This is a genomic window from Streptomyces sp. NPDC046915, from assembly GCF_040644935.1.
GTDB lineage: Bacteria > Actinomycetota > Actinomycetes > Streptomycetales > Streptomycetaceae > Streptomyces.
The window spans coordinates 220,974-247,108 of record NZ_JBEYXB010000006.1 but is presented as its reverse complement, the minus strand read 5'-3'; the positions used below and the strand labels follow the sequence as shown (position 1 = coordinate 247,108).

Genomic DNA, 26,135 nt, shown 5'->3' with positions numbered 1-26,135 from the left:
CAGCTCGGGCGCGTCGTGACGGACGCGTCGACTGAACGGAATCGCTCCCACTGGTGCGAAGGAAGGTAGCGCCAAGTACCGGCGATGGACAGAGGAGCCGCTTGACTTTTCCTCAACCGGATCCGTCGAATCTTTTCGACTCTTCAAGCACCTTGACCCTTCACACCCTCGTCCGCACTATGGGAGCGCTCCCACTGGTTCAAGCCTTGACTTCTTCCGAGCCGCAAGGAGGAACCAGCACATGCATCCCGGACGGAGGCACAGAGCCGCGCGACGGTTGTGGACGGCCGTCGTCGCGGCGCTCGCCCTTCCCCTGTCGATGCTCGCCACGGGAACGGCACCCGCGCACGCGGCGGCACTTCAGTGCAGCGTCGACTACAAGACCAATGACTGGGGCTCCGGCTTCACCGCCGACCTCACCCTCACCAACCGCGGCACGAACGCCATCAACGGCTGGACCCTGACGTACGGTTACGCGGGCAACCAGAAACTCGTCAACGGCTGGAACGGCACCTGGTCCCAGTCCGGCCAGTCGGTCACCGTGCAGAACGCCTCGTACAACGGGACGATCGCCGCCGGCGCCGCGGTGAGCACCGGCGCGCAGTTCACCTACAGCGGCACCAACACCGCTCCCACATCCTTCGCGGTCAACGGCACCACCTGCGCCGGCGCGCACCAGCCGCCCCTCGCCGTGCTGACCAGCCCCGCCGCGGGCGCGGTCTACACACAGGGCGACGCGGTGCCGCTGGCGGCGACCGCGGCGGCCGCCGACAACGCGACGGTCAGCAAGGTGGAGTTCTACGACGACACCACGCTGCTGGGCACGGACACCAGCGCGCCGTACTCGCTCTCGGTCTCAAGCTTGACCGTGGGCAGTCATTCGCTGGTGGCGAAGGCGTACGACAGCCTGGGCGCCTCCGCCGAGTCCACGCCGGTCGGCATCACGGTCGCCTCGGGTCCCGCCGTGGTGGCCTCGCCCACCCAACTGGGCGTCCAGCAGGGCAAGACGGGAACGTTCTCGGTGAAGCTGTCGACGCAGCCGAGCGCCAACGTCACGGTGAGCGTGGCCCGTACGGCCGGCAACACCGGTCTCGGCGTGACCGGCGGATCGTCCCTGACCTTCACGCCGTCCAACTGGAACACCGCGCAGACGGTGACCATCACCGCCGACTCCTCGGGCACGGGCGCGGCCACCTTCACCGCCTCGGCGACCGGCCACACCAAGGCGACGGTGACCGTGACGGAGCTGGCGGGGTCGAAGGCGTACGACGCCCGCTTCCTGGACCTGTACGGGAAGATCACCAACCCGGCGAACGGCTACTTCTCCCCCGAGGGCATCCCCTACCACTCGGTCGAGACGCTGATCGTCGAGGCCCCGGACCAGGGGCACGAGACCACGTCGGAGGCCTACAGCTACCTTCTCTGGCTACAGGCGACGTACGGCAAGGTCACCGGTGACTGGTCGAAGTTCAACGGCGCCTGGGATCTGATGGAGAAGTACATGATCCCGACCCACGCCGACCAGCCGACCAACTCCTTCTACAACGCCTCGAAGCCGGCGACGTACGCGCCCGAGCTGGACACGCCGAACGAGTATCCGGCGAAGCTGGACACGTCGGTGCCGGTCGGATCGGATCCGATCGCCGGTGAACTGAAGACCGCATACGGTACGGACGACATCTACGGTATGCACTGGCTCCAGGACGTCGACAACGTCTACGGCTACGGCGACGAGCCCGGCAAGTGCGAGGCCGGCCCGACGGCCACCGGACCGTCGTACATCAACACCTTCCAGCGCGGCCCACAGGAGTCGGTCTGGGAGACGGTCCCGCAGCCGACCTGCGACGCCTTCAAGTACGGCGGCACCAACGGGTACCTGGACCTGTTCACCGGCGACTCCTCCTACGCCAAGCAGTGGAAGTACACGGACGCCCCGGACGCCGACGCGCGTGCGGTGCAGGCCGCGTACTGGGCGGATGTCTGGGCGAAGGCGCAGGGCAAGGGCAGCGACGTGTCGGCCACCGTCACCAAGGCGGCGAAGATGGGCGACTACCTGCGGTATGCGATGTACGACAAGTACTTCAAGAAAATCGGCAACTGTGTCGGCCCGTCCTCCTGCCCCGCCGGCACCGGCAAGGACGCCTCGGACTACCTGCTGTCCTGGTACTACGCGTGGGGCGGCGCGACGGACACCAGCGCGGGCTGGGCCTGGCGCATCGGCTCCAGCCACGTGCACGGCGGCTACCAGAACCCCCTCGCGGCGTACGCGCTCAGCTCCTACGCCGACCTGAAGCCGAAGTCGGCGACGGGTGCGACGGACTGGAGCAAGTCGCTCCAGCGGCAACTGGAGTTCTACCAGTGGCTGCAGTCCTCCGAGGGCGCCATCGCGGGCGGCGCGACCAACAGCTGGCAGGGCCGGTACGCGACGCCGCCGTCGGGTACGTCGACCTTCTACGGCATGTACTACGACTGGGAGCCCGTCTACCACGACCCGCCGTCCAACCAGTGGTTCGGCTTCCAGGCGTGGTCGATGGAGCGGGTCGCCGAGTACTACCAGCAGACGGGGAACACCACCGCCAAGGCGATCCTCGACAAGTGGGTCAAGTGGGCGCTGTCCAAGACCACGATCAACCCGGACGGCACCTATCTGATCCCGTCGACGCTCCAGTGGTCGGGCCAGCCCGACACCTGGAACGCCTCCTCCCCCGGCTCCAACAGCGGGCTGCACGTCACCGTCGCCGACTACACCAACGACGTCGGCGTGGCGGCCGCGTACGCCAAGACGCTGACGTACTACGCCGCCAAGTCCGGTGACGCGACGGCGAAGTCGACGGCCAAGGCGCTGCTGGACGGCATGTGGAGCAACTACCAGGACAGCATGGGCATCGCCGTCCCGGAGACCCGTACCGACTACAACCGCTTCGACGACAGTGTGTACGTGCCGAGCGGCTGGAGCGGCAAGATGCCGAACGGTGACACGATCAGCTCGTCCTCGACGTTCATCTCGCTGAGGTCCTTCTACAAGAACGACCCGGCCTGGTCGAAGATCTCGAGCTACCTCGCGGGCGGTGCCGCGCCCGTCTTCACGTACCACCGGTTCTGGGCCCAGGCGGACATCGCCATGGCCATGGGTTCGTACGCGGAGCTCCTCGAATAAGTCCCCGCTAACGCTCCGTGTACGCCGGACCGGGCGGTCCCCACCCGCACGGGGGGCCGCCCGGTCGTCACGCCCTCCTCCCCGAAGGAAGGACCCCCACCGTGCGAAGAACGCGTATCCTCACGGCGGTTCTGGCGCTGGCCGCCGGCCTGCTGGCGGGCAGCCCGCCGGCGCTGGCCGCGAGCACACCGAAGGTGACGCTCGCGGCCGACACCTACACCTGGAAGAACGCCCGGATCGACGGCGGCGGCTTCGTCCCGGGCATCGTGTTCAACCGCTCCGAGAAGAACCTGGTCTACGCCCGCACCGACATCGGCGGCGCCTACCGCTGGCAGGAGTCGACGAAGACGTGGACCCCGCTGCTGGACTCGGTCGGCTGGAACGACTGGGGCCACACGGGTGTCGTCAGCCTGGCCTCCGACTCGGTGGACCCGAACAAGGTGTACGCGGCCGTGGGCACGTACACCAACAGCTGGGATCCCGGGAACGGCGCGGTGCTGCGCTCCGGCGACCGGGGCGCGAGCTGGCAGAAGGCCGACCTGCCGTTCAAACTGGGCGGCAACATGCCCGGCCGGGGCATGGGCGAGCGCCTGGCGGTCGACCCCAACAAGGACAGCGTCCTGTACCTGGGCGCGCCCAGCGGCAAGGGACTGTGGCGGTCGACGGACTCCGGGGTGACCTGGTCACAGGTGACGGCCTTCCCCAACCCCGGCAACTACCAGCAGGATCCGAGCGACACTACCGGGTACGCCAGTGACAACCAGGGGATCGTCTGGGTCACCTTCGACGAGTCCACGGGTACGTCGGGGAGCGCGACGAAGACGATCTACGTCGGGGTGGCGGACAAGGACAACGCGGTGTACCGGTCGACGGACGCCGGGGCGACGTGGTCGCGGCTGGCGGGGCAGCCGACGGGATATCTGGCGCACAAAGGCGTACTGGATACGAAGAACGGATACCTGTACATCGCATACAGCGACAAGGGTGGTCCGTACGACGGCGGCAAGGGCCAGCTGTGGCGGTATGCGACGGCGACCGGCACCTGGACCAACGTCAGCCCGGTCGCCGAGGCCGACACCTACTACGGCTTCAGCGGGCTGACGGTCGACCGGCAGCATCCGGGCACGGTGATGGCGACCGCATACAGTTCCTGGTGGCCGGACACCCAGATCTTCCGCTCCACGGACAGCGGCGGCACCTGGACGAAGGCCTGGGACTACACGTCGTACCCCAACCGCTCGAACCGCTACACCATCGATGTGTCGTCGTCCCCGTGGCTGACCTTCGGCGCGAATCCGTCGCCGCCCGAACAGACCCCGAAGCTGGGCTGGATGACGGAGTCGCTGGAGATCGACCCCTTCGACTCCGCGCGGATGATGTACGGAACGGGTGCGACGCTGTACGGGACCGAGAACCTCACGAACTGGGACAGCGGCGGCCAGTTCACCGTCAAGCCGATGGTGCAGGGCCTGGAGGAGACGGCCGTCAACGACCTCGCCGCACCCCCGTCCGGTGGCGCTCAGCTCTTCAGTGCCCTGGGTGACATCGGCGGCTTCCGGCACACGGATCTGACGAAGGTGCCGTCGATGATGTACACCTCGCCCACCTTCACCACGACCACCAGCCTGGACTTCGCGGAGACCAACCCGAACACCGTGGTGCGCGTCGGCAATCTGGACTCCGGTCCGCACGTGGCGTTCTCGACCGACAACGGCGCCAACTGGTTCGCGGGTACGGATCCTTCGGGTGTCAGCGGCGGCGGCACGGTGGCGGCGAGCGCCGACGGCAGCCGGTTCGTGTGGAGCCCGGCGGGTACGGGCGTGCAGTACACGACGGGCTTCGGTTCGTCCTGGGCGGCGTCGAGCGGAATCCCGTCCGGGGCGGTCGTCGAGTCCGACCGGGTGGATCCGAAGACGTTCTACGGCTTCAAGTCGGGCAAGTTCTACGTGAGTTCGGATGGCGGTGCGACCTTCACCGCTTCCTCGGCGACCGGGCTGCCCAGCGGTGACAGCGTGCGTTTCAAGGCGTTGCCCGGTGTCAAGGGCGATGTATGGCTGGCGGGCGGCGCGAGCGACGGTGCGTACGGGCTGTGGCACTCCACGGACGGCGGCGCGAGCTTCACCAAGCTCCCGGGCGTCGAGCAGGCCGACACGATCGGCTTCGGCAAGGCGGCGACGGGGGCCTCGTACCAGACGCTGTACACCAGCGCGAAGATCGGCGGGGTGCGCGGCGTCTTCCGGTCGACCGACAAGGGGGCGAGCTGGACCCGTATCAACGACGGTGCCCATCAGTGGGGTTGGACGGGTGCGGCGATCACCGGTGACCCGAGGGTGTACGGGCGGGTGTACGTGTCGACGAACGGGCGTGGGGTCGTCTACGGCGACACCTCCGACACGAGCGGAGGCGGTGGAGGAGGAGGCGGCGGTACGGATCCGACGCCGACCGGTGCCTGTGCGGTGACGTACAAGATCACGAACCAGTGGTCGGGCGGCTTCCAGGCGGATGTCCAGCTGACCAACACCGGTTCGTCCGCTTGGAGCGGCTGGTCGCTCGGCTGGTCCTTCGCCGACGGTCAGAAGGTCACGCAGCTGTGGAACGCCGACTACACGCAGTCGGGCGCGGCGGTGACCGCGAAGAACGTGAGCTGGAACGGCACGGTGGCGGCGGGTTCCTCGGTGGGCTTCGGCTTCACCGGGAGCTGGTCGGGCGCCAATACGAAACCGGCGTCGTTCAAGCTGGGCGACCAGAGCTGCACGGTCGGCTGACGGCCGGGGGCGCGTGTCACGGCGGGCACGCGCCCCGTACGTCACTTGACGGAACCGGTGAAGATCGACGCCTCGGAGTCGATGTCGGGGGCGACCTCGATCTGGATGAGTTTCTCGTTCTTGGGGAGTTCGCAGCCCCAGCGCACATTGATGGAGCGGCCGGCGAGGAGTTTGGTGTCCGGTCCGCCGTTCAGTCCCGCGTCGGAATCGTAGACTTCTTCGCTGCTGTGCCCGTCCTTGCCGTAGGAGCAGTTGACGGTGAGCATCGTGACGTCGAGGGTTTTGCTGCCGCCATTCTTGATTTTCACCGTGAATCCCACATACGACGTGTTCTCCGGATCGGCGTAGGCGCCGGACACGGTTCGCCTGAAGCCGGAAAGGCTGACGTCGATGTCGGATTCGTAGGTGACCGTGTCGGTCAGGGCGTAGACCCCGTCGCCGGTCTCCTCCGGCGTGGGGCTGGTTTCCTCGTCGGCCGCGGCGGCGGTGTCGTCTTCACCTGCGGTCTTGGTGACGGTCACGGTGGGCGCGGGCTCGGCCGTCTTGTCGCCTCCGGTGACACCGGCGGTGATCACGGCCGCGACCACGGCGCCGATGGCGGCTGCCGCGGTCGCGACGACGACCGTGTTCGTCTTCCTGGGCGGCGCCGGCGGCGGAACAGCCGGCCCGTATCCGGGCATGGGTGGTGGCGTGATGTTGGTGCTCATGGTCCCCCCAGGGATGATCGTTGAGTGATGAATCATCCCTCACCCGGACCTCGGTGTGAACTCCTTGTAATGAAAGTGTGCCCAAGATCGGTGTAGCCGTCATTTACCGGCTCAGGGGGTGTAGACGATAGGCCTCGGCGCCGTCGCCATCCCGTCGCCTATGAAGAAGCTCGGGTGGGGCGGTTGATTGTATGCGGTGTTCTGCCATGCGAGTGCCGTGCGGGCTGCCGCGATGCCTCGCCAGTCCCAGTCACCCGAGCCGACCTGGTGGTTTTCCGTGGTCTTGAATGGCGCCGGATGGTGTTGGGTGGCGAATCTCAGCCTCCCTGGACACTCCCCCACTATCCGCCCTCCCCAGATTCTCCCCGGATTCCGGCTCCCCAGCAGGCGCGCGACCTGCCAGAACCGCCTATCGCTGCGCCTCGTCGGCCGGGCCCGGCCGGTATTCGCTCCCCGCGCGCGCCGCTTCCTCACGCTTTATGTCTTCCATGGTGATGACGCAGTCGGCGCAGGCGCGGACCTCACGCTCGCCGTCCTCGCAGGGGTGGACGACGCCCACGACGGCAGTCAACACCTCTCCCTTTCTGGGATGCCGGAAGCAGGTGCCCGGCGCCCAGGTGTAGAGGTCGAGGATCTGCTGGCGGTCCATTCCGTCTCCCGTTGTCGCGGCCGGCTGGGCGTGGGGGGCGCGTGATCCTGGTTCCCGTGATGGTCGCCGGAATGTGCAGGCCAGCCGTGGTTCACCCCTTCGGGGGAACGTGTGTTCTATTCTCGGACACTACAGTCAGCCCTGCGGCAAACACCAGGCCGCCGGGCTCAGTGGGGCTGTGCGGTCGTTCAGTAAGGCTTCCGTCTCCTCTACGCGGGAAGACGGACTATCCGTCGGCCCGGCTTCCATGATCAGGAAGTGCCTCAAATCTGCTGCTGACTTATGATCATGGTCGCTAAAGCGTTGGTCGGGTGCCAGCCGACCAGCCCCAGTGGGTTCTCGACGCCCGCCGGGCCGCGGGTGACCGCATTCGCGTGCGACGACTCCACCAGAACATGACTCAGGAGTCCCTCGCCCACCAGAGCGGCGTCGACCGGTCGACGATCCAGCGCATGGAAGCGGGCAGCGAGATGAAGCTCAGCCACCTGCTGCTCGTCGCGCACGCGCTCCGGGTACACGTCACCGACCTCCTGCATGGGTAGAGAGCAGCAGCGCAGCCGAGGCCTGACCGAGCCACTGACTTAAAGTCAACAGCAAGTTGATCCGCTACGGAAGCCTGGGTGCTGCATATATCTGAACGGATTGTGTGCGTCCTGTGCGATTCCGTAACCGCTTGCTCATCCCCTGGCCAGGGCTTTCCCGACAGGCGTGAGTTAACGCCCGTTCATTGCCTCAGAGGCATCGGTCAGCGCCCGGCAGTGCCGGGCCAGCGCCGCGACCCGGGTGGCCGCCGACAGCAGCCCGTACCCGAGCGAGCCGGCGAGCACGTCCTCGGTGCGGTCGGTGAGAGTCACGCAGGCGTACCAGGCACGGGACCGCGGCGGCAGGCCAGCCGCCTTCTCCTCGACCCGGGCGTGCAGGTCGCGGATCGCGTCCCGCAGCTGGGTGTCGAGGTGGCGGCAGCGGTCGATGGTGGGCAGCACCTCGGTGGCGGCCTGCGCTTCGGCGACGAGGGCGTCGAGGGTCTGGTGTGGGGCGGCTCGGTCCGTAGGGTGGGTCACGTCGACGCTCCGTCCGTCGGCTGCCTCCGGGGTGGCGGGCCACGCTCCCCGGGGGCGTTTCTGTTGGTCAGAGGCTACCGCTACACACTGCTCTATACCGCTGTATGGAGCTACCTGCCGAAACGCACTGCGGTGGGCCGCCCTAGCTTCAAAGCATGGGTGATCAATCTCCGGTGGATCCGTCGAAGCCCGTCTACGTGTGGCAGCAGGTCGCCGACTGGATCGCCCGCCGCATCGAGACCGGCGAGCTACAGGCCGGCGCCCGACTGGAGGGCGAGCGGGAGCTTGCCGAGCAGGTCGGCGTCGCGGTGGGCACCGTGCGGCGCGCGGTCGAGGACCTCCGGGAGCGCGGTCTCGTCGTCACCCTGCCGGCGAAGGGGACGTACATCGCCGAGCCGCCGAATTCCTAGGCCGCTGTCAGACCCTCGCCCTACGATCGCTCCATGTCCTCCACTCCCCCGCCGTCGGGGCTGCGGTCTGCCGACGAGCTCAACGAGCAGATCCGTGCGCTGCTGGAGCGGACCAGGCGCCGGCTGGCGGATGCCGAGCGGGCGGAGTACGACCTGCTGGTCGCCGAGTGGGAGGCGGCCGTGCGCGGGGAGATGGCGGCGGCGGCGTAGGCTGGCCTGCGAGCGCCCCGCCTGCTTACCTCAGGCGGGGCGCCGTTACGTCTGGCCGGTGAGGCTGTGCGTCCCTTAGGCCAGGGTCTGCTGCTCGTCAGGCAGGATTCGGTGGAAGCCGGCGTCGGCCATGTCGGGCGCGGCCCACTCCTCCTGATGCCCGTCCTCGCGGGTGAGGAGGTAGTACATGTGGCTGCCGCCGGAGACCGCGAGGCCGTATGACCTGTCCTTGCCTTGAGCGCCGGCCTTGTTCGCTATCCAGGCTTCGGTCACGGTCCAGGTTCCATACGGACTGCGCAGTCGTTCCCTGACGTTCAGCCCGCCGCGCTGAGTCGGCGGGATTGGGTTGTCGGCCTCAGCGGGAGCGCGGCGGACCGCCGCCATCTGCTCCAAGTGCCGCAACCCACTTTGGGACGAGGAGGACTCCCGGCCGCTTGAGTCGCGGAGCGTGTAGAACCACGGGGTTGCTTTCGCGGACTCGTCGGAGAACAGGCGACGATCCCCCCAGGCCATGATCTGGTCGGTCCTGCGCTGAGCCACGACCGTGAGCGGCTCGTCGAACCGGTTGTACACGATATGGCCGATGGGGAACTCGGGCTCGGGGTAGGCCGTCACATCGCCTCCTGCTGCGGAATGTACTCGTAGAACCAGCCGCCGTCCGGTTCCTGCTGCTTGAGGTAGTCCAGGCGATCCTCCAGGTCTCGCCGGGGGGTCTGCGAGCAGACGATGCCGCCGTGCCGGCCGTCGGCGGAGAAGATCTCCCAGGTGCCGGGGACGTTCATGCGGATGCGGGGGTAGTTCAGCATCTTTCCTCCACTTCAGAGGTGGTCAACCACCCCTAAATAATGGCATGCTGCTGGACAGGTGGTCAACCACCCCGTCATGATTACCCCATGGCCAACCAGCACCGAAACAAGCTGCGCGGCGTGCGCGGAGTCGACGACCAGCTATGGGACGACTTCGGCGACGCAACCGCGCGCACAGACAGCGACCGGTCAGCTGAGATCCGCCGCTTCATGGAGTGGTACGTCCGACGCCCCGGAGCCGAGCATCCCCGACGGCCAGCCGCGCCAGAGACCGACGGCGCCGCTTAGGATCCTCGGGTGGCACACACCTTCGAAGATCTCGTGAAGCTGGAACAGGCGGCCGAGGAGGCGCACGCCCGACTGTCCGCCCCGGACGTCGACTACACCGCCCAGTGGCAGGCCTGGATCGAGGCCGCGGCAGCGTTCCAGGCCGCGGTCACCGAGCACGCCGCGGCCGAAGGCAAGGTGCGGGTCGAGGTGGAGATGGCGCTCAAGCGGGCGGTCCGGCACCCGGAGCTGGCGGCAGGCTAGAGGGCCACTACCTCATAGCCGGGCATCGACCGGTGACCCTGCGCCACAGGTGCCACGGAGTCAGGTACACGCGCCAGCAGTAGCGGCACCGGAACATGCCCACGGACTCTCCTCGATTGCTGCCGAGCCCGGGGTTCCACGCTCGGGCTCGGCGCCAGCAACTCACAGCAAACCCGCGCTTGGCTAGTGCCTGCACGGATACCTCAGGCTAACCGGCGCCACTGACAACGCTGCGGCGCTCGTCGGGCCAGCTGGCCAGCTGCTCGCCGGTCTCCTCGTCAACGAGGGTGACGCGCGCCTCGGGCAGGCTGCCGTACTCGCCGACCCAGCGCGTGAACTTCCGCCGGGCCGTCTCTTCGCTGCCCCACCAGCCGTGCTGTACCGGCCGGCCGCGGGAGGACAGGGTGAGGTGGTAGCGGCCGGGCCTGGTCACGCGAGCCGGATCCCCCGGCGTCGGCCGGGCTCGCGGACGATGGCGCCCTTCGTCGCCAGCTCGCCCAGCTGGTAGTGGACGGAGGCGCGGCTGCTCATGCCGACGGCGGCGCCGATCTGGGCGTAGGTGGGTGCCTCGCCCTCGTCGGCGATGTGCTGGCGGATGCAGCGGAGGATGCGCTCCTGGGTGTCGGTGAGGTGGTCTACACGGTGCATGACTCGACTAGAGCACGTGTTCGAATTCCGGGGCAAGTCGACGCGGGCAGCCGCAGAGCCTCCCGTGGGGAGCCGGGAGGAGCGGCGGGCCCTACCGCATCGGCAGCGCGCGGCAGGGCCCGAGAGGGAGGATCCACCCGGGGGAGGTGCGGATCACCCGCACACACCATGCATCAGAAACCAGCCAGCGGGATAGATCGCGGCTGGATTTAGTTCGGTCCGGTACGACCCCCTGACAGGACGGTCGGCTTCCGTCTACCGTGTGCAGGCGGCCACCGTGTTCGCAACCACCCTCGGGTGGGGCCCTTCGGGGCGCGCGGTGGCCGCACCCAGACACGAGGAGGGGCCATGAGCGACACCGCATGGGGCTGAACCCCGGACAGCACAACGCCCCCGCAGCCAGACAACGGCTGCGGGGGCGCTGCCGTGCTCAGGCGCGATTGTCGCGCGGGAGCAGCGGGTTGTTGCGGCGCCGGTCGGCCGGGCGGACATAGGTGAGCACCTGGGTGGAGTTCTTGCTCCAGCGCCCATGCTCCGCAATGAACGGGACGGGTACGCCGCGCTCGGCTGCGTCGGTTGGCGCCCCGGCCCGCAAGCCGTGGGCGGTCGTCCGCTCGGCGGCCGTCAGGTTCGCCTCCTTGGCCAGCCTCTTCACGATGTCATTCACCGAGGCGGCGGTCATGCTCGGGCCGACGTTCCCCCACACATCGACGCGCCGCAGGAGGGGTCCTGCGGTGACGCCATGCTCGGCCAGCCCCTCAAGGTACGAGCGCACGATGACTCCCGCATCCAAGTCAGGAGCAATGGCTCGGGGGATGTCGACGTCTTCGCCTCTGGCATTGGTGTCCGTCTTCGAGATGGGGATGAAGACGGTGACCCATTCGTCCGTCACGGTCACCTGCTCGATGGTCACTGCGGCGAGTTCGGAGCGGCGACCCATGAGCCCGTACCCCAGAACGAGGATGGCTGCGTTGCGTCGGCCGCTGAGGGAGTCCGTGTCGCACTGGGAGAGAAGGAGACGCAGGACATCGAGAGTGACGGGCTTGGCCCGTCGGGGGCGCCAGCCCTCCCGGGCGCGGTCCTGGCGGTGGACCTTGATGATGTCGCGCGCGGCTCGGGACTGTGGCTGCCCTTCGAAGCCGGCACGGAAGTGGGCAGTGCGAATCGCGGAGAGCGCCTGGTCGAGACTCGCGGGCGAGTACGGCTTGCCCGTCGTCGGGGAGATTGAACGCTTGAGGTGCCCGATGAACTCGGCGACAGTCTGCGCGGTCATGGGCAGCGGGGTACGCCCCTCTTGCTCGCACCAGGCGAGGGCCATGTTCCACCAGCGGGCGTAGGCGCGCTCGGTGTTAGCCGCCGTAGCTCGCCGGAGATCTGAGGCCGTCGCGTCGGAGACGTGCTGATCGCGGTCGCCGTCGGGTGCCTGCTCACTGACGAGTTCGGCTTCCAGCGGTACGAGTTCACCTATCAAGCGCGGCTCGTCCGCGTCCGATACGGTCATCGGTCACGCTCCCAGCGGACCGCGTGATGCCGTTCCTCGTCGTCCATGACGCAGGCGTGGATGCCTGTCGCGCGCTGCCGCTCGAACATGGCTGCTATCCAGACATGATCCGGGGCATGGATCGCGAGGTCGGCCCACGCCTCGTCGCTGAGTCGCATCGGGTCCTTCGGGTGGCCGCAGTCGCACGGGCAGTCGGGGATGGGGTCGAGCCAGACGTTGACGCCCCAGCACTTGTGGTGGAGGTGCGCGGCGCACGCGTCGCAGGCATTGCCCGGGATGACGAAGCGTGTCGCCCAAGCGGGAGGGCCGGGCGTCTTCACGTCGATCGGTTTCGGGAGGGAGGTCCGGCGGACCCCGGCGTGACGCCGCGCCGCGCGCCGCGCAAACAGCTCGTCAGGAGGGTTCGAAGGCATGTCTAATTGTACCGGTTTTTCGCCCGCGATATGTGTGGGTTATCGAGAGCGCAACAGGGCAGCCGGCATCCCACGGAGGGGCGATGACGTCACCTCAGAAGGAATCTTAGGTACCCCCTTGCTTTCTTCTTAGGTACCCCCTAACGTTATGGGTGTCGGGAGGGAACGCCCTCCCAGCCACCCAAGGGGGACCGCATGAACCGCACCCAGATCGCCCACGAGGTCAGCCTCACCCTCGGCGACTTCCCCGACTCCTTCGACATGGAGGGCATCCTCGACGACCTCTCCGAGGCCGGCGTCACCGACAGCGTGGACGACATCGACAGCGACACCTACTGGGAGATCGTCCGCCGCCACGACACCGGCGCACAGGCCGAGGAGAAGGCGGAGAAGGCGCACGCCGACTACCTCAAGGCCGAGGCCGCATACAAGACGGCCACCGTCAACCGGCAGGTCGCTTTCGCCCAGGCCATCGACGCTATGGGCCGCGGGGGGAACGCGATCCTCTCCCGGCAGATCGGGCTGGCCGCGCCCACGGTCAAGAGCATCGCCGATCGTGGCCGCGAGTTCCTGGCCGCCGAGTTCACGGCCTGGCTGACCACCCAGGGCAACCTCACCCTCAACGGCGAGCACTGCGAAATCAGCGTTGTCGAGGACACCACCGGGGGCACCGAGCCAGTGCCCGCCACCCCGCTCCCGACGGCCATCGGCAGCGATGACAGCGACGCCCAGGACGCCGCCGAGGTGGCCCTTCTCGCCGCAGGCTGGACGACGGCTGGGGAATGGCAGCAGACCGACCACGGCTACAGCATCAAGGTCAGCCGCACGGCGTGACCCTAGGCACGACGAAGCGCCCCCGCTCCCCTGCCGGTTGGCAGAGGAGCGGGGGCGCTGTCACGCGGGTTCGTCGGGCGCATAGCCGTTCGGCAGGCTCGGGTAGACGGGCTCCTGGAAGACGGGCGCCGGGATGGGTGGCGGCTCCTCCCGGCCGAGCGCGACGAGGGACGTCGTGTCGGCGGCGGTCGGGTCACGCCGCGGCGATGCGGCGGCAGGCGGCTCGGGCATGGGAACTCCAGTTCTCACACGTCGATGTGGTGGATGTACAGGCGCGCCCGCTCCGACATCGGCTCCGCGGGCGGCGGCTCCAGACCAGCCCGCTTGATGTGCGACACCAGCGAACGCACCCGGTACAGGAGCCAGCCGATCGCCTCATCCTGATCGCCGATGCGCTCCCGCTGCTTCTCCGCCTCGGTCTCCTGGCGTTCGATGCGCTTCTCCAGGCGCTGGATGGCCTTGCCCTGCTGCTCGGTCACCGCAACGAAGTCGTCGCGGCGCTCCTGCCGCTTCGTGCGCCGCGCCGACCGAGCCGAGACGACGCCGCCCGCCGCGGCGACGACCGCCATACCTGCCTGAACCCAGGTGTCAACGCCCATCGGATGCACTCAATCTCTTCACGCGGGGCGGCTCACGCCATCCCGCCACTACCAGCACGGGAACAGCGATTCCGGCCCAAACCGCGGCAGCGACCCACCCCCTCGGGAACGTCCCCTGCAGCCAGGCGGTCAGGTAGGACAGCCACCACGGCAGGACGATCAGCGGCAGGGCGAGGAAGCCTGGCCAGTCCAGTCCCTGCGGCGCGAACGCGGAGCCGATCGCGATGAGTCCGGCCGCCATCCATAGCCAGCCCCACGCGCGCAGCGGCAGCAGGTCGAGCGCCAGCTGCAGGCCCGGCTGCTGGGGTTGCGGGGTGACCAGCTGTGCGTATCCGATCAGCGACCAGACGGTGCCGTAGGACAGGAGGATAGCGCCGCGGCGACCCAGCATGCGCGCGAGCCGCCGGGCCGCCCGGCGCGGCACTCAGACCCCCGTCGGGCCGGTCGGAGCGGAGGGATTGGCCGGCGTCACCTGCACGCGGGTCAGCAGGGTGAGCCCGGCGAGGACGAGCGTGTTGATGGCGCCGATAGTGGACTGGCTGACGTCGTACCCGAACGCGGCGACGAGAACGGCGCCAGCCGCGACGACGGCGGTGAACGCCTGCGGGGCGATGGGCCGGGTCATGGCGGCGGCGATCGCGCCGAGGATCGCCGAGACCGCGGCGACGATCGCGCCCGCCTGCTCGGCGGTGAGCCCGGTGATACCGAGCGACACGATGAGGCCGAGGGCCGCGGACAGAGTGTTGAGGACGACGACCGGCTCGCGCCCGAACAGTCTCATGATGATCTCGTTTCTTCTCTGGTCACTTGGTGACGGTGAAGCCGTGCTTGGTGGCGAGCCGCTCGAGCGACGTCTGGCCGGGGATGCCGTCGGCGTCCGAGCCTGTGTAGCCGCACTTCCGCTGCCAGGCCGCGTATGCGCTGAGGGTCTTGGTGCCCCACGATCCGTCGACCCACTGGGTCGCCAGGAGCTTCTCCGCGGCGAGGGCCTTCTCGACGAGGAGGACTTCCGCCTTGTGGGAGGTGTGGCCCTGCGCTGCCGCCGGGTCGTGCTTGGCCGCGTACACGACGTGGGCGAGGCTGACCTTGGGCTTCGTCGACGGCTTCGACGGGGTGGGCGCGCTGGCGAAGAGATCCGGCATCGGGCCCGGGTCGACGTGACTGTTGCCGGGGATCTGGTTGTGCCCGTAGTGGCCGCCCAGCTTCGTCCATGCGTCGAGGCTGACCGTGTCGCGGGCGAACGCGGTGGGGGCGCCACCGGGCCAGGTGTCGGCGATGCCGAGGCTGCGGAGCCACGTCACGATCTTGTCGAGGTTCTTGCAGGGCGTGTCCTTGACCGTGGCGTACTTCTTGCCGTTGACGGTCTCGCCCTCGGTGAAGACGATCTCGATTTGCACGCAGTACTTGCCGGTCCGATTGGTCTTCACGCTCCCCGCGTTCTCCAGGGACAGCGACCGGGAGTCGGCGGGGAAGAACTGGGCGATCTCTCCGCTGAACGGGTCCCACAGCAGGTGAGGGGCAACGCCCTGCCCGCCGCCGGTGAACCAGCCCAGCTCGGCGGCGAACGTCCAGTCCTTGGCGTTGGACGTGATGTGCCAGACGGCCCGCGCGGGGCCGCCGTTCATCGCGCCGGTGTCGTTGATGGGGTGCCGGGCTGCACCGGGCATCCAAAGATCGACCATGGTCAGGATCCCTCCAGGGCATGAAAAAGGCCCCCGGAGGGGCTGGGTGTTGCGGCGGTGAGGGCCGTCAGGACAGCGTCATGTTCCGGGTGGTGTAGGCGGTGAAGCCCTTGGTGCCCGTGATGCTCGCGAAGCGGGTGCTGAGGACGTCGACGAGGGCCTGCAGACAGGCGTCGCCCTCGGCTTCGTCGGTGGGTCCTTCGACGGTTACGTGCACCTGGAAGGTGGTGGCCGACTGGGCGCTGTAGCGGCCGTTTACGACCCAGGTGGTGTCACCGGTCGACGTCTGGGGCGGGTCGAGGGGCATGCTGCTCCTATGCGGTGTAGGTGGTGACGATGACGACGCCGGGGCCGCCGGTCGAGCCTGCGACCGCGGCCTGCGTGGCACCGTTGGCCGGGCCGCTCGCGCCGCCGCCGTAGAGTCGGCCGTCGAAACCGGTGGTCGTGGTCGTGGCCACACCCGAAGCCCGGCGGATGCCGGCTAGGTACGCGTTGCCACCGTGGTTGTACTTGACCGGCACGGCGCTGATCACCTGCCCGTTTCCGCCGTCGCCGCCAGAGATACGGAGGTCCCCGCCGGTGCCGCCGCCTCCACCGTTGGCGCCGCCGATGGACGTGTTGGCGGAGGTGACGGTGCCGCCGCCGGAGCCGCCGCCGCCGAGACAGGTGATGAGTGCGCCGAAGGACGATCCGCCGCCGTCGCTGCCAGAGTTGGAGCCCGCGGCGCCGCCTGCTCCGCCCGCCCCCACGGTGACCGCGACGCTCGCGCTGGTCGTGGCCGGAGTGAACCATCCCTCGGCGTACTCTCCTGCACCTCCTCCAGGTGCGCAGGCTGCCTGCCCGGAGGTGGTGGCGGGTACTCCCCCGGATCCGCCGCCGGCCGCTTGGACTTGCACGAAGATCCGGATTGCGCCTGCGGGCCTGATCCAGGTGCCGGAGCTGGTGAAGGTCTGCCTGTCGATGTTGCCGATGATGAGCGCGTCGGCGGACTCGGCCAGGGTCTGCATCAGCTCCCAGATGCGGGTGTTCGACGTGTTGTCCGGGAAGACGATGCCCTTGGAGGTGGTGCCCATCAGTTGCGCCTCCAGGAGAGTGAGAGAGTCATGGCGGCGGACCAACTTCCGCGCCCGGCCAGGTGGATGTATGGGGTGTCGTTGCCGATGCTGATGGCGATGCCGCCGCGGGTGCCGTCGATCAGCATCTGGCCCCAGCTGGTTGGCAACGTGAACGTGGTCGAGTCGCCGATGCCCAACTTGGGCCCGCTAGTGGATTCGTTCAGGGTGGGCGATCCGCTCGGGCGGCTGGTCTGGGAGACGAGCCGCAGAGTCACCGCCCGGCCTGCGAAGTCGCCAGCAGAGAGGCGCTTCATCTTCAGCGTGGCCCGAGTGCAGGTCGCGCCGTGCAGCGTGTGTGGCTTGCTGCCGTAGAAGGCGCAGCCCGTGCTGCGGCCGAAAGAGGAGCCGCCGTATCGCCCCTGGTAGAGGTCGAAGCTGTTGACCGGGGCCCCGTCCGATCGCCAGGAGCTGCCACGGTAGGTGGCTGTCGCAGTTGGCACGCAGGTGAGCGTCCCGGTCGTCGTCTTGGGTTTGCTCGGCGGTGGTTTGTCGCCCGTGTTGACGGGCGGCGAGCTGTCCGTCGGGGCCGGAGGATCCGGGGTCACCGTCGGGGCCGGAGGCAGCACGGTGGTGACGTAGTAGGCGCTGCCGAGTCTGGACAGGATCAGCAGGTTGCCGGTGGTCACGGTGAGCGCCATGGCGACCCGGGCTGTAACCGTGGTTCCGGCGACGTCGACGAGGCAGGCGCCGCCGGCTGCCGAGGAGACGGCCATGCCGCGGATGGCGCCGGAGCTTGTCCGGGAGGCGCGGGTGTCGGCAAAGTCGGCCATCGCACCTCCTAGACGACGCGGACGGTCAGCGACTGCTCGCCCGGGGAGTACGGCAGCGTCATGGACTCGATGACGGCCAGCGTCTCGACGAGGCCCGCGCCAGTGATGGACACGAAGTCTCCGGGCACCAGCCCGGGGTGCGGCACCATCGTGACGATCAACTTCCTGAACGCTTGCCGCCGCAGCAGTTTCATCTGGGCGGCGGCGGCCGTTCGGCACTGGTCGACGGTGGTGAGCAGGCTGGACTGGTAGACATAAGGGACGGGGAATGGACTGAAAGGGCCGCCGAACCGGTACGGCGAGTCACCCAGGCCGTCATAGGTGACGCCCTGCAACTGGTTGCCGTTGGAGTCCTCGCCTTGTGCGATTACGCAGTTGAAGGCCCCGTCGCGGCTGGTGGCGCCCTGCCATTGGATGACGGTTCCAGTAGCCCGGTCGTCGGTTATGACCTGCACCGGCGCCCCGACGTCGACGACCGGGGCCACGTACAGGTAGCCGTCAGCGGTGACGGAGGCTTCAGCGCCCCAGGCGTCCAGTACCTCGGTTAGGGCGCCGAGGCGGTCGGTGTCCCAGGTCAAGCCGAGCGGCACCGAGCGGTCGGTGAGCGAGCCGTCGATGTTGACGGTCAGCGCAGGCTCGACCAGGCCACGAATGATGGTGCCCAGTGTGTCCGTGCTGTCCGGCTGAAAGGGCGAGATCAGCTTGGCCTCGTCGATCAGCGTGAGCAGGCCCTGACAGGAGATTGAGACGGTGTCCCCGTCGGTCTCGGACGAGGTGATGAGGAACCATCCCCTGTTGATCCACTCCATCTGGCCGCCGACATCGACGCCGTAGTCGATGCGGAGCTGCTGCCCGTAGGCGGCGAGCGGGTGGGCTGGGTCGGTGCCGGGGTCCCAGTTGTAGCCGTGCTCGCGTCGGGGGATGGTGAGACTGATCTGCTCGGGTACGGCGAGAGACCGGTCTCGGGACTCGCTGCCGTCACTGACGGGGATGTCATCGGCGATGAGCTGGCCGTCGAGCCAGGACTCGGCGCGCATGGTCATGGTGTAGCTGCCCTGGATGACGGACAGGGCTGTTGTCGACATATCGAGCATGTCAGGTTCCGAAGTCGTGCAGGGCGATGTCCAAGAGAGTGCCGGGAAACGCGTCGGCGATGTCCTGGAGGACGCTGAAGTTGTTCGCGATGTCCTGCAGCGTGTATCCGGCGGCCTCCATCGTGTCGGGCCAGTCGTCGGACTGGACGACGTTCAGCTGGAACCAACGGAATTCGTCGTACCAGTTGGGGTCTTCCTGGTCATCGAGGAGCGCATAGGTGCCGTCGAGCCGTGACAGGGACTCCTGCTTGCGGATCAGGATCGTGCCCTCGGTGGCGTTGTCGAGCAGTTCGTTGAGGGCGTCGCCAGCCTCGTCTGTTTCCGTGCGGACCGTGATGGTCGCGGACCGGGCCGACCGCGGCCGGCCGACGACGATGATCCGCCCGTTCACATTGAAGGACGTCGCGTCGCGGTCGCGTTTCCAGCCTAGGGGCGATTCGACCTGCACGGCGGCGCCCACACCTCGGATGGCGTCGCTGACGACGTCGCTGGTCACAGCGCAGGTAACGGGGCTTGAGGTGAGCTCGGCTCGGCTGCCCACGGCGTCGGTGAGTGCGGCGACGTAGGTGAGCGGGACCCCGAAGGGCTGTTCGCCGTCGATGCGGAGCAGCGCGTTCTGCCCCGTGACGGGCACCTCGGTGGCGGCGCGGACGGCTGTTCGATCGGTGCCGATCTGCCGGTACAGCGTCACGGTGGCGATGTCGCTGCTGGTCATGCCGGTGACAGATACGAGTACGCGCGGCGGGAACACGGACTGGACGGTCGCGGTGATCGTGATCCCGGAGGTGTCCACCGCGGGGGTGATGGACTCCTGGTCGCCCTCGACCAGGACTACGCCGGACGTCGCATCGAGCTGCTGGATGCGGTAGACGTTCGCGACGTCTCCGACGGGGGCTGAATCGTCCTGGGTGATGGATGCGGGCCGCGGCGACAGACCCCCGTTGATCGTGGTCCAGGTGACGCTATCAGTGGACCGCTGAAGGCTGGTGCCGCCGATGGTCTGGAAGTCGTCGACGCTGTAGGTGACCGGCAGGGTGTTGGTGTTGCTGGACGACAGGATGCTGCGGGCGCCGACCCGGTAGCCGCTGGTGATGCTGCTGTCGGTGACCGTGTCCGTCCACGATCCCGGTTCGGAGCCGGACGTCAGCCAGGCTTTTGCCATCAGGCTGGTGCCGGAACCGCGGAACCGCACGCTGAACCTGGTGTTCGCGGCGTGGGTGAGGCCGGTGTTGATGGTGGACCCGATCAGGGTCTCGGTGCCGGCGACCCGCTTACGGATCGTCAAGTTCACGACCTGTGTGGCCGTGAACTCCAGCCGGGCCAGGTAGGTGTTGTCGGTATCGGTATGACGTCCGGCCAGCGAACAGAAGTGGCTGCCGCCGGTGGCGAGCGCATCGGTGGCGAACGAGGCTGTGACGTCGAAGTCGGCCTGCCCGGTGGGCAGCGTGCCCCACCGAGACACGTTGACGCTGGTCACGGTAGCCAGGGCTTGGGTACCAGATACCGAGAAGTCGGAGGTGTTGCCGCCGGTGTTCGTCCACGTCTGGCCGCTGTCCGCGGTCCCCCAGCCACCGGAGACGGTGCGGGTGAAGGTGTCGTAGAGGCCGACCGGATTGCCGCTGATGTGGACGGTGGAGATGGGCGGGTCGTAATCGAGCAACAGGAACTGCAGGTTCTTCAGTGCGTCGCCGAACGCGTAGAAGGTGGGCGTGCGCGCCCCGGACTCGCGCATCGTCCTGGACGTGTCGCCGCCAGGGAAGAACGAGGCGCGCAGGCTGGTGGACATCTCCAGCTGCACGCCTGCCCGCGTGAGACCCCTCGAGCAGATGTTGTTCGGGTCGGTGCCGGCGATCTCTGACGGCGGGGCCGCGCAGGAGAAGCCGGCCGCGGTCAGGGCGCTGATGACGGCGGCGGCCAGTTGCCCGTCCAGGCCGCCGATCGCCACTTCAGCTTGGCCCGCCACCCGGTCCGCCATCCCATGGAAGGACAGCCAGCGGCGGGCGCCCGGCGCCATGGCAAGCAGGTCCGGATAGTCGATCAGCGTGCTGGTGATGTGCAGGTCGGAGTTCCCGGAGGACATGATGCCCTCGAATGCGTAGTACGCCATGCGGCTGCCAGCCACGTACTGGGCGATCTCGGAGGTTCCTGCCTCGATGGCACCGCCGTGCACAGCCGAGGAAAGCCACGACCAGCCAGTCGGCGTGGCCTGCACGCGCCGGTAGTCGACTCCCTCGGCGTGCTCGGCCGCAAGCGCGGCATAGCTCGTGTACGGCGGCGGCATCGATACCTCCCCTCCTGCTTGCTGCGGTCACCCGCTGCGGCGGCCCACCCGTGCCCTGAACGCCTGCCGGTCCTCGGATGCCTTGATCTTCGGTTTGACCTGGACGTCGATGAGGTCCCGCAGCCGGTCGTCATTGAAGTGGACGTGGACCTCTGACCCGGAGCCTGCGGCCTCAAGGGCGGCTGCAAGTCGATCCCAGGCCGCCTCTTGCCTGGCTGACGCCTGACCGCTGGCTGCGGTCGGGACGTAGCGGCGGCGCAGGGATACGCCAGTGGCGGTGTCGGCAAGCCGCTGGGCGGCGCCTCCGACGAGGTGGCTGTGCAGGTCGATGCCGTGGGCCATACCGAGGACGACGTTCTTGCCGATCTCGTCGCGCATGACCACCGACGGCGACTTGATCTTGAGGGCGTGCTTAATCTGGGCGATCAGGTCCTTGGCCAGCTTGGCCATCTGCTTGCCGAGGGCCTTCTCCTGCGCCTTCAGGCCGGCCAAGAACCCCTTTCCGGCATCCTTGCCGCTGTCGTACATCAAATCGGCCATGTCCTTGCCGAAGCTGCTGGCCAACTTCCCGCCGCTCGCCATCAGCTTGTTGAGCTTGCTGATGTCCGTCGTGGTGACGGACTTCTGCCCGAGGATGGTCGCGAGCTGGCTGCCCGGACCAGCGTCGCTGAGCTGCTGCAACAGTTCCTTCGACGCCCCACGTGCCTTCAGGGACTTTGTCAGGGCGACGAAGTTGCTGGCCGTCTTCTGCTGCGCACCCGCCTGCGAGATGAGGTCACCGATGCCGGTCGCGGACGTCCCCGAGATGCTGAGGAAGTCCTTGATGTTCCCGGCCTGGTCGGCGGCGTACTGGTTCGCCTCCGCGATCGTCTTCGTGATGCTGGCCCGCTTGCTGGCGAGCTTCTCCAGCTGGCCGCCCTTCTTCTGCACGCTGGCCGCGGTCCGGTTGAACCCGGCGTTCAGGAGCTTCGTCGCCAGGGACTTGATCGCCGATGCGATCGCCGACGACGTGCCGGTCTCCAGCTTCTTCAGCAGACCCGTGGCGATCGTGTTGCTGATCGAGGTCTTGGCGCTGCGCTGGGCGTTGCGGAGGGCGATGTTCGCGGCCTGGAGTTCCTTCCTTGCGGCCTCCAGCCGCTTCTCCGCCGCGGCCACACCCTTGTGCCGGCGCTTGGCCGCCGCGACAGCGTCCTTAGCGTCCTCGACCTTCTGCTTGTCCCGGCGCACCCTGTCCGCGGCATTGAGGATGGTGCCGGACGCGTAGCCGGGCAGACGGATCCCGCGGGCCTTGGCGAACGCCATCGACTGCTGGTGCGACAGGACATCCTCGCCGCCCTTGAAATTCACCAACTCCGGGCCCTTTTCGCCCACCCACGCGAGACCGCGCGCGGCGCCGCTGGTGCCCTTGGCGTAGCCGCCGGGCCGGGTCATTACGTTGATCCAGTTGCTGCCGTAGGCGTGCATGGCGTAGTTGACGCCCGCATAGATCGACGCGAGCGGGTCAGTGATGCCCCGGGATCGGAATGGGCCAGCGTAGGCGGCGAAAGTGCTGGGGATCGTCTGCATCAGGCCCTGCGACGGGTGCCCGGCCCGCGCGTTGCTGTCCGTGAGGTTGATGGCGTTCGGATTGCCGCCAGACTCGATCTGGATGCGCTTGAGCACCGCCGGCAGCGCGGTCGCCGGAGCGCCGAGCATCTGCAGCACCGAGGCAACATCCCCCGCCCAGCGGCTTACGTTGCCCCCGACTCCTCCCCCGCCGCCTCCGCCGAACAGCCCCTTGAAGAAGCCACCGAGCTTGCCGAGCGCGCTCAGGGCCTTGCCGGGCAGGGAAGCGATGGAGACGAGGCCCTTCTTAACGATCGAGCCGAGGGCCGCCGGCAGGCTGCCGAACACCTTCTTAGCGATGGCCGTGCCGCTGGTCTTGGCCATGCCCTTCATGAGGCCGGAGACCAAGTGGCCGCCGATGGACATGAAGACCCTCGATGGCGAGCGGATCCCAAAGAAATGCTTCACCGCCGACACCACCGGGTCGATGATGTTGGACTTGATCCACTTGCCGATGCCCTTGATGCCTCCGACGATGCCGTTCTTCAGGCCGGAGATCAGCTGGCCGCCCTTTGACACCAGCCAGGAGCCTGCCCTGGAGAATGTCCCGGTCACTGGGTCGATGACATGGCTCTTCGTCCAGCCGCCGATCTTCGTAGCGCCATTGACGACGCCACCCTTGAAGCCGCCGACGAGGGCCTTGCCCTTGCCCCAGACCCATTTGCCAGCGTTCGCGAACACATCCACGGACGGCCGGATGATCGTCCGGTAGGACCAAGACCCGATCTTCGCGGCACCGGAGATGATGCCGTTCTTGAAGCCGGACACGAGCGCCTTGCCCTTGCTCCACACCCAGGAGCCGGCGTTCCGGAAAGCGTTCGTGACAGGGCGCCCGACGTTGCGCCACATCCACGAGCCGATGCCCTTGGCGGCGTTGACGACGCCGTCCTTCAGGCCCCGGACGACAGCTTTACCCCGCTCCAGGAGCCAGCCGCCAGCGCGCGCGAACGGCTTGACAATCCAGCCGATGATCTTACCGATCCACTCGCCGATCTTGCCGCCGAATTTGAGAATGCCGCGGCCGAGGCCGCCGATCAGCCGCTCACCGGCGCCGATGAAGCGCCCGGTGTACGCGACGATCCCAACGGCAACCTTCCCGACCAGCTCGCTGACCTTGCCTGCGGCGCCGGGCAACACCTTCGTGAAACCCTTGACGATGCCGTCCCAGATAGCCTTTCCGAGTCGACCGAGCGGCCTCAGGACGGACTTGCCGATCGCCTTCTCAAGCCAGCCGCCAAGCCTGCCCACACCGCGCAGCAACGGCTCGAAGACCTTCAGGAAGGGGATGTGCTCGAAGACCTTGCCGAGAGCGCCCGCAATCCGCCCGATCGGGATGACCGACAGCACCGCGATGATGGTGTCGAGCCAGTGCTTCTTCCAGAAATCCAGGGAGAAAAGAGGCGCGAACAGATTCGTGATGAACCCGATCGCCAGCGGGATCGCGGCAGAGCCGAAGCCCTTGCCGATCTCGACGAAGTCGAGGCCGCCAAGGATTTTGCCGATCTTCTTGGTGAAGTCGGCAGTGTGCTTGCCGACCCAGCCGATCGCGTCCCCCAAGCCCTTACCGAGGACCGATCCGAGCTTGCTCCAGTCGACGGTCTCGATGCCCCCGCTGACAGCCTTACGGAGGGTCTCGCCCAGCTTCTCCGCAGCCGACTTCGGAGCTGCCTTCGGCGCCTTGACCAGCGGAGCAACCATGCCAGAGCCCAGGTGTGGCCCCGCGAACTGCCGCGCTGTGGCAATGCGCCCGTTGGCCGGAGCCACCTGGCCGACGCCATAGTGCGGCAGCTGCTGCAACGCCTTGCCCGACCCCCTCGTCGACGACGCCTGCCCCGACCCCAGGTGCGGCGCGCCCGTGCCGATGCCCAGCACCGTGGTGGGGAACTTGTCGATCGGATTCTTCGCCGCCTTGGGGCTGCCGCCGGTGAGGCCTTTGAAGAGTCCCCCGAAACCGCTTCCGCCAGTCAGTCCGTCCAGGAAGCCGCCCACGGTCGACCTGACCTCGTCGAGGGCTCCCTTGATCTGGGCGACGGGAATCATGGACGCCATCGCCTGGCCGAAGCGAGCGGCTGCGGGCATGGCTGTGCCGGCGAGGAATTTCACGAATGCCGTGATCGGCGGCAGCACCTTCGCGCCGACCCGGATGCCCATGACCTCCAGGTTGCTGGTGAGCAGGTGCCATTGGGCTTCGGCCGTCTTCCGCTGCATCTTGACCGCGTCGTCGAACTTGCCCGTCGACCGGTTGATCTGCTCCTGCTTCTTTTCGAGGACATCCAAATTGTTGAGCATGAGCAGGATGCCGCTCGAGGACCGGCCGCCACCAAACGCCCGGGACAGCAGCTGCGACTGCTTCGAGGCAGACATCCCCGACTTGTCGAGGTGCTCCTTCAGCAGGCTGATGGCGCCGATCAGTCCCTTGGGACCGCGCATGGCGTCAGCCAGGTTGAGCCCAGTGAGACCGATCTTCTTCAGCTGCTTCTCGGCCGCCCCGCTGGGTGCGCCGAGCAGGGAGAAGGACATGCGCAGCCGGGTCGCCGCGGACGCCGAGTCGATGCCCTCGTCCGTCATCAACGCGAGAGCGGCGCCGACCTGCTTCATGGACAAGCCGAAGGTCTTCGCGGACGGCAGGATGCCGGTGCCGATGGCCGCATTGAACTGATCCATCGACATGTTGCCTGCGCCGATGATCGCGTTGACCGTGGAGACCGCCTCATGGAAGCTCGTGGCGCCCTTGATGCCCGTCCGCCAGGCGCCGGCCAGGGCGTTGGTGGTCTCCTCCAGGTTGGCGTGGCCGACCGCGGCGAGGTCGCTGGCCTCCTTCAGCGCCTTCATCGCCGACACGTTGTCCATGCCAACCGACTTGAGGTGATAGAGGGACTCGGCGAGGTGCTGCGGGCCCTGCTGGGTGGTCGTCCCCAGCTTCAGCACCTGGTCGGACAGTGTCTTGACGTCCTTCGCGGTGCCGCCGGCCTGTGTCGAGATGCGGGTCATCTCGGCCTGGAAGCGGGCGGCATCCTGGGTGCCCTTGGCAAGACCTGCCGCGAGGCCCACCGCCACAGCCTCACCGGCGAGCTTCGCCGTCCGCCCCATACGCGCCAGCATCGTGTCGGTCCTGCCCGCCGCACGACCAACCCGATCGAACGTCCGCGAAGCCGAGTCGTGGGCGACGAGACGGTAGATGATGCCCGTGGACGCCATGACGCCTCCCCCGTGTCAGCAGGTCGTCAAGGTCAGTTGCGGCTTTGCCGTTCCAGCTCGGCCTCTTCGGCTTCGCGCTCTTCAGCTTCGAGCTGGTAG

General features: G+C 67.9%; 27 protein-coding genes and 1 pseudogene. 7 read left to right on the top strand and 21 right to left on the bottom strand.

Features of this window, described 5'->3' with window-relative positions; genetic code table 11:
* The first annotated feature begins 241 nt into the window (after positions 1 to 241).
* Entirely contained in the window at positions 242 to 3,157 is a 2,916-nt protein-coding gene (locus tag ABZ915_RS17950; RefSeq protein ID WP_361803256.1) for a glycoside hydrolase family 48 protein, read from the top strand.
* 101 nt (positions 3,158 to 3,258) lie between these two features.
* Positions 3,259 to 5,922 (top strand): cellulose binding domain-containing protein, encoded by a 2,664-nt coding sequence (locus tag ABZ915_RS17945; RefSeq protein ID WP_361803253.1) that lies wholly within the window; start codon positions 3,259 to 3,261, stop codon positions 5,920 to 5,922.
* Between the two features lie 41 nt (positions 5,923 to 5,963).
* Here ABZ915_RS17945 and ABZ915_RS17940 read toward each other — a convergent pair whose 3' ends face one another.
* The 3 genes and pseudogenes from ABZ915_RS17940 to ABZ915_RS17930 all read right to left on the bottom strand — a co-directional run bounded on the left by ABZ915_RS17940 (position 5,964) and on the right by ABZ915_RS17930 (position 7,278).
* On the bottom strand, positions 5,964 to 6,509 hold the full coding sequence (locus ABZ915_RS17940; RefSeq protein ID WP_361803250.1) for a hypothetical protein: 546 nt from the start codon (positions 6,507 to 6,509) through the stop codon (positions 5,964 to 5,966).
* A gap of 231 nt (positions 6,510 to 6,740) precedes the next feature.
* Positions 6,741 to 6,851 (bottom strand): annotated as a pseudogene (locus tag ABZ915_RS17935) (hypothetical protein); the annotation flags it as partial.
* Between the two features lie 187 nt (positions 6,852 to 7,038).
* On the bottom strand, positions 7,039 to 7,278 hold the full coding sequence (locus ABZ915_RS17930; RefSeq protein ID WP_361803247.1) for a hypothetical protein: 240 nt from the start codon (positions 7,276 to 7,278) through the stop codon (positions 7,039 to 7,041).
* Positions 7,279 to 7,673: 395 nt separating this feature from the next.
* On the opposite strand from ABZ915_RS17930, the gene ABZ915_RS17925 reads away from it, so the two are divergent.
* Complete coding sequence (locus tag ABZ915_RS17925) at positions 7,674 to 7,820, top strand: helix-turn-helix transcriptional regulator (RefSeq protein ID WP_361803862.1); 147 nt, start codon at positions 7,674 to 7,676, stop codon at positions 7,818 to 7,820.
* Positions 7,821 to 7,991: 171 nt separating this feature from the next.
* On the opposite strand, the gene ABZ915_RS17920 is transcribed toward ABZ915_RS17925, so the two are convergent.
* Positions 7,992 to 8,339, bottom strand: a complete 348-nt coding sequence (locus tag ABZ915_RS17920) for a DUF6415 family natural product biosynthesis protein (protein WP_361803244.1) — start codon at positions 8,337 to 8,339, stop codon at positions 7,992 to 7,994.
* Positions 8,340 to 8,494: 155 nt separating this feature from the next.
* Here ABZ915_RS17920 and ABZ915_RS17915 point away from each other — a divergent pair, with 155 nt between their 5' ends.
* Together ABZ915_RS17915 and ABZ915_RS17910 are read left to right on the top strand one after the other, a co-directional pair.
* Positions 8,495 to 8,749, top strand: coding sequence for a winged helix-turn-helix domain-containing protein (locus tag ABZ915_RS17915; RefSeq protein ID WP_361803241.1), 255 nt, complete (start codon positions 8,495 to 8,497; stop codon positions 8,747 to 8,749).
* A gap of 33 nt (positions 8,750 to 8,782) precedes the next feature.
* Entirely contained in the window at positions 8,783 to 8,959 is a 177-nt protein-coding gene (locus ABZ915_RS17910) for a hypothetical protein (protein ID WP_361803238.1), read from the top strand.
* 75 nt (positions 8,960 to 9,034) lie between these two features.
* Here the strand turns inward: ABZ915_RS17910 and ABZ915_RS17905 are convergent, their stop codons facing one another.
* Positions 9,035 to 9,574 carry a hypothetical protein gene (locus tag ABZ915_RS17905; protein WP_361803235.1) on the bottom strand — a complete coding sequence of 180 codons (540 nt, stop codon included), beginning with the start codon at positions 9,572 to 9,574 and terminating at the stop codon, positions 9,035 to 9,037.
* Entirely contained in the window at positions 9,571 to 9,765 is a 195-nt protein-coding gene (locus tag ABZ915_RS17900; RefSeq protein ID WP_361803232.1) for a hypothetical protein, read from the bottom strand. Before ABZ915_RS17900 ends, ABZ915_RS17905 begins: the two co-directional genes overlap by 4 nt.
* A gap of 297 nt (positions 9,766 to 10,062) precedes the next feature.
* On the opposite strand from ABZ915_RS17900, the gene ABZ915_RS17895 reads away from it, so the two are divergent.
* Positions 10,063 to 10,296: a hypothetical protein gene (locus tag ABZ915_RS17895; RefSeq protein WP_361803229.1), complete on the top strand. Its 234-nt coding sequence runs from the start codon at positions 10,063 to 10,065 to the stop codon at positions 10,294 to 10,296.
* 208 nt (positions 10,297 to 10,504) lie between these two features.
* Here ABZ915_RS17895 and ABZ915_RS17890 read toward each other — a convergent pair whose 3' ends face one another.
* The 4 genes from ABZ915_RS17890 to ABZ915_RS17875 form a co-directional block, all read right to left on the bottom strand.
* A complete protein-coding gene (locus tag ABZ915_RS17890; RefSeq protein ID WP_361803226.1) occupies positions 10,505 to 10,729 on the bottom strand; it encodes a hypothetical protein in 225 nt (74 codons plus the stop codon).
* Positions 10,726 to 10,944 carry a hypothetical protein gene (locus ABZ915_RS17885; protein WP_361803223.1) on the bottom strand — a complete coding sequence of 73 codons (219 nt, stop codon included), beginning with the start codon at positions 10,942 to 10,944 and terminating at the stop codon, positions 10,726 to 10,728. The genes ABZ915_RS17890 and ABZ915_RS17885 overlap by 4 nt, the downstream gene beginning before the upstream one ends.
* Positions 10,945 to 11,374: 430 nt before the next feature.
* Positions 11,375 to 12,445 (bottom strand): tyrosine-type recombinase/integrase, encoded by a 1,071-nt coding sequence (locus ABZ915_RS17880; RefSeq protein ID WP_361803220.1) that lies wholly within the window; start codon positions 12,443 to 12,445, stop codon positions 11,375 to 11,377.
* A complete protein-coding gene (locus ABZ915_RS17875; RefSeq protein ID WP_361803218.1) occupies positions 12,442 to 12,858 on the bottom strand; it encodes a hypothetical protein in 417 nt (138 codons plus the stop codon). Before ABZ915_RS17875 ends, ABZ915_RS17880 begins: the two co-directional genes overlap by 4 nt.
* A 195-nt stretch (positions 12,859 to 13,053) precedes the next feature.
* On the opposite strand from ABZ915_RS17875, the gene ABZ915_RS17870 reads away from it, so the two are divergent.
* Positions 13,054 to 13,692 (top strand): hypothetical protein, encoded by a 639-nt coding sequence (locus tag ABZ915_RS17870; protein WP_361803216.1) that lies wholly within the window; start codon positions 13,054 to 13,056, stop codon positions 13,690 to 13,692.
* 60 nt (positions 13,693 to 13,752) lie between these two features.
* On the opposite strand, the gene ABZ915_RS17865 is transcribed toward ABZ915_RS17870, so the two are convergent.
* The 11 genes from ABZ915_RS17865 to ABZ915_RS17815 all read right to left on the bottom strand — a co-directional run bounded on the left by ABZ915_RS17865 (position 13,753) and on the right by ABZ915_RS17815 (position 26,036).
* On the bottom strand, positions 13,753 to 13,923 hold the full coding sequence (locus ABZ915_RS17865; RefSeq protein WP_361803214.1) for a hypothetical protein: 171 nt from the start codon (positions 13,921 to 13,923) through the stop codon (positions 13,753 to 13,755).
* Between the two features lie 14 nt (positions 13,924 to 13,937).
* The gene (locus tag ABZ915_RS17860) at positions 13,938 to 14,291 is read right to left on the bottom strand and encodes a hypothetical protein (protein ID WP_361803211.1); all 354 of its coding nucleotides are present in this window, start codon (positions 14,289 to 14,291) and stop codon (positions 13,938 to 13,940) included.
* The gene (locus tag ABZ915_RS17855) at positions 14,281 to 14,682 is read right to left on the bottom strand and encodes a hypothetical protein (protein WP_361803208.1); all 402 of its coding nucleotides are present in this window, start codon (positions 14,680 to 14,682) and stop codon (positions 14,281 to 14,283) included. Before ABZ915_RS17855 ends, ABZ915_RS17860 begins: the two co-directional genes overlap by 11 nt.
* Positions 14,683 to 14,715: 33 nt before the next feature.
* Positions 14,716 to 15,072, bottom strand: a complete 357-nt coding sequence (locus ABZ915_RS17850; protein ID WP_361803205.1) for a hypothetical protein — start codon at positions 15,070 to 15,072, stop codon at positions 14,716 to 14,718.
* A gap of 22 nt (positions 15,073 to 15,094) precedes the next feature.
* Positions 15,095 to 15,958 (bottom strand): endolysin, encoded by an 864-nt coding sequence (locus ABZ915_RS17845; RefSeq protein ID WP_361803202.1) that lies wholly within the window; start codon positions 15,956 to 15,958, stop codon positions 15,095 to 15,097.
* 82 nt (positions 15,959 to 16,040) lie between these two features.
* Entirely contained in the window at positions 16,041 to 16,280 is a 240-nt protein-coding gene (locus ABZ915_RS17840; RefSeq protein ID WP_361803199.1) for a hypothetical protein, read from the bottom strand.
* Positions 16,281 to 16,287: 7 nt separating this feature from the next.
* Entirely contained in the window at positions 16,288 to 17,046 is a 759-nt protein-coding gene (locus ABZ915_RS17835) for a hypothetical protein (RefSeq protein ID WP_361803196.1), read from the bottom strand.
* The gene (locus ABZ915_RS17830; RefSeq protein ID WP_361803193.1) at positions 17,046 to 17,858 is read right to left on the bottom strand and encodes a hypothetical protein; all 813 of its coding nucleotides are present in this window, start codon (positions 17,856 to 17,858) and stop codon (positions 17,046 to 17,048) included. Before ABZ915_RS17830 ends, ABZ915_RS17835 begins: the two co-directional genes overlap by 1 nt.
* An 8-nt stretch (positions 17,859 to 17,866) precedes the next feature.
* Entirely contained in the window at positions 17,867 to 18,943 is a 1,077-nt protein-coding gene (locus tag ABZ915_RS17825; protein ID WP_361803190.1) for a DUF5047 domain-containing protein, read from the bottom strand.
* Between the two features lie 10 nt (positions 18,944 to 18,953).
* Complete coding sequence (locus ABZ915_RS17820; RefSeq protein ID WP_361803187.1) at positions 18,954 to 21,233, bottom strand: poly-gamma-glutamate hydrolase family protein; 2,280 nt, start codon at positions 21,231 to 21,233, stop codon at positions 18,954 to 18,956.
* 27 nt (positions 21,234 to 21,260) lie between these two features.
* On the bottom strand, positions 21,261 to 26,036 hold the full coding sequence (locus ABZ915_RS17815; RefSeq protein WP_361803184.1) for a phage tail tape measure protein: 4,776 nt from the start codon (positions 26,034 to 26,036) through the stop codon (positions 21,261 to 21,263).
* Positions 26,037 to 26,135 lie beyond the last annotated feature (99 nt).

Coding starts and splice junctions, on each gene's coding strand:
- ABZ915_RS17950 (WP_361803256.1), top strand. CDS start 242: ATGCATCCCGGACGGAGGCACAGAGCCGCGCGACGGTTGTGGACGGCC.
- ABZ915_RS17930 (WP_361803247.1), bottom strand. CDS start 7,278: ATGGACCGCCAGCAGATCCTCGACCTCTACACCTGGGCGCCGGGCACC.
- ABZ915_RS17925 (WP_361803862.1), top strand. CDS start 7,674: ATGACTCAGGAGTCCCTCGCCCACCAGAGCGGCGTCGACCGGTCGACG.
- ABZ915_RS17915 (WP_361803241.1), top strand. CDS start 8,495: ATGGGTGATCAATCTCCGGTGGATCCGTCGAAGCCCGTCTACGTGTGG.
- ABZ915_RS17910 (WP_361803238.1), top strand. CDS start 8,783: ATGTCCTCCACTCCCCCGCCGTCGGGGCTGCGGTCTGCCGACGAGCTC.
- ABZ915_RS17900 (WP_361803232.1), bottom strand. CDS start 9,765: ATGCTGAACTACCCCCGCATCCGCATGAACGTCCCCGGCACCTGGGAG.
- ABZ915_RS17885 (WP_361803223.1), bottom strand. CDS start 10,944: ATGCACCGTGTAGACCACCTCACCGACACCCAGGAGCGCATCCTCCGC.
- ABZ915_RS17880 (WP_361803220.1), bottom strand. CDS start 12,445: ATGACCGTATCGGACGCGGACGAGCCGCGCTTGATAGGTGAACTCGTA.
- ABZ915_RS17875 (WP_361803218.1), bottom strand. CDS start 12,858: ATGCCTTCGAACCCTCCTGACGAGCTGTTTGCGCGGCGCGCGGCGCGG.
- ABZ915_RS17870 (WP_361803216.1), top strand. CDS start 13,054: ATGAACCGCACCCAGATCGCCCACGAGGTCAGCCTCACCCTCGGCGAC.
- ABZ915_RS17865 (WP_361803214.1), bottom strand. CDS start 13,923: ATGCCCGAGCCGCCTGCCGCCGCATCGCCGCGGCGTGACCCGACCGCC.
- ABZ915_RS17860 (WP_361803211.1), bottom strand. CDS start 14,291: ATGGGCGTTGACACCTGGGTTCAGGCAGGTATGGCGGTCGTCGCCGCG.
- ABZ915_RS17855 (WP_361803208.1), bottom strand. CDS start 14,682: ATGCTGGGTCGCCGCGGCGCTATCCTCCTGTCCTACGGCACCGTCTGG.
- ABZ915_RS17850 (WP_361803205.1), bottom strand. CDS start 15,072: ATGAGACTGTTCGGGCGCGAGCCGGTCGTCGTCCTCAACACTCTGTCC.
- ABZ915_RS17845 (WP_361803202.1), bottom strand. CDS start 15,958: ATGCCCGGTGCAGCCCGGCACCCCATCAACGACACCGGCGCGATGAAC.
- ABZ915_RS17840 (WP_361803199.1), bottom strand. CDS start 16,280: ATGCCCCTCGACCCGCCCCAGACGTCGACCGGTGACACCACCTGGGTC.
- ABZ915_RS17835 (WP_361803196.1), bottom strand. CDS start 17,046: ATGGGCACCACCTCCAAGGGCATCGTCTTCCCGGACAACACGTCGAAC.
- ABZ915_RS17830 (WP_361803193.1), bottom strand. CDS start 17,858: ATGGCCGACTTTGCCGACACCCGCGCCTCCCGGACAAGCTCCGGCGCC.
- ABZ915_RS17825 (WP_361803190.1), bottom strand. CDS start 18,943: ATGTCGACAACAGCCCTGTCCGTCATCCAGGGCAGCTACACCATGACC.
- ABZ915_RS17820 (WP_361803187.1), bottom strand. CDS start 21,233: ATGCCGCCGCCGTACACGAGCTATGCCGCGCTTGCGGCCGAGCACGCC.
- ABZ915_RS17815 (WP_361803184.1), bottom strand. CDS start 26,036: ATGGCGTCCACGGGCATCATCTACCGTCTCGTCGCCCACGACTCGGCT.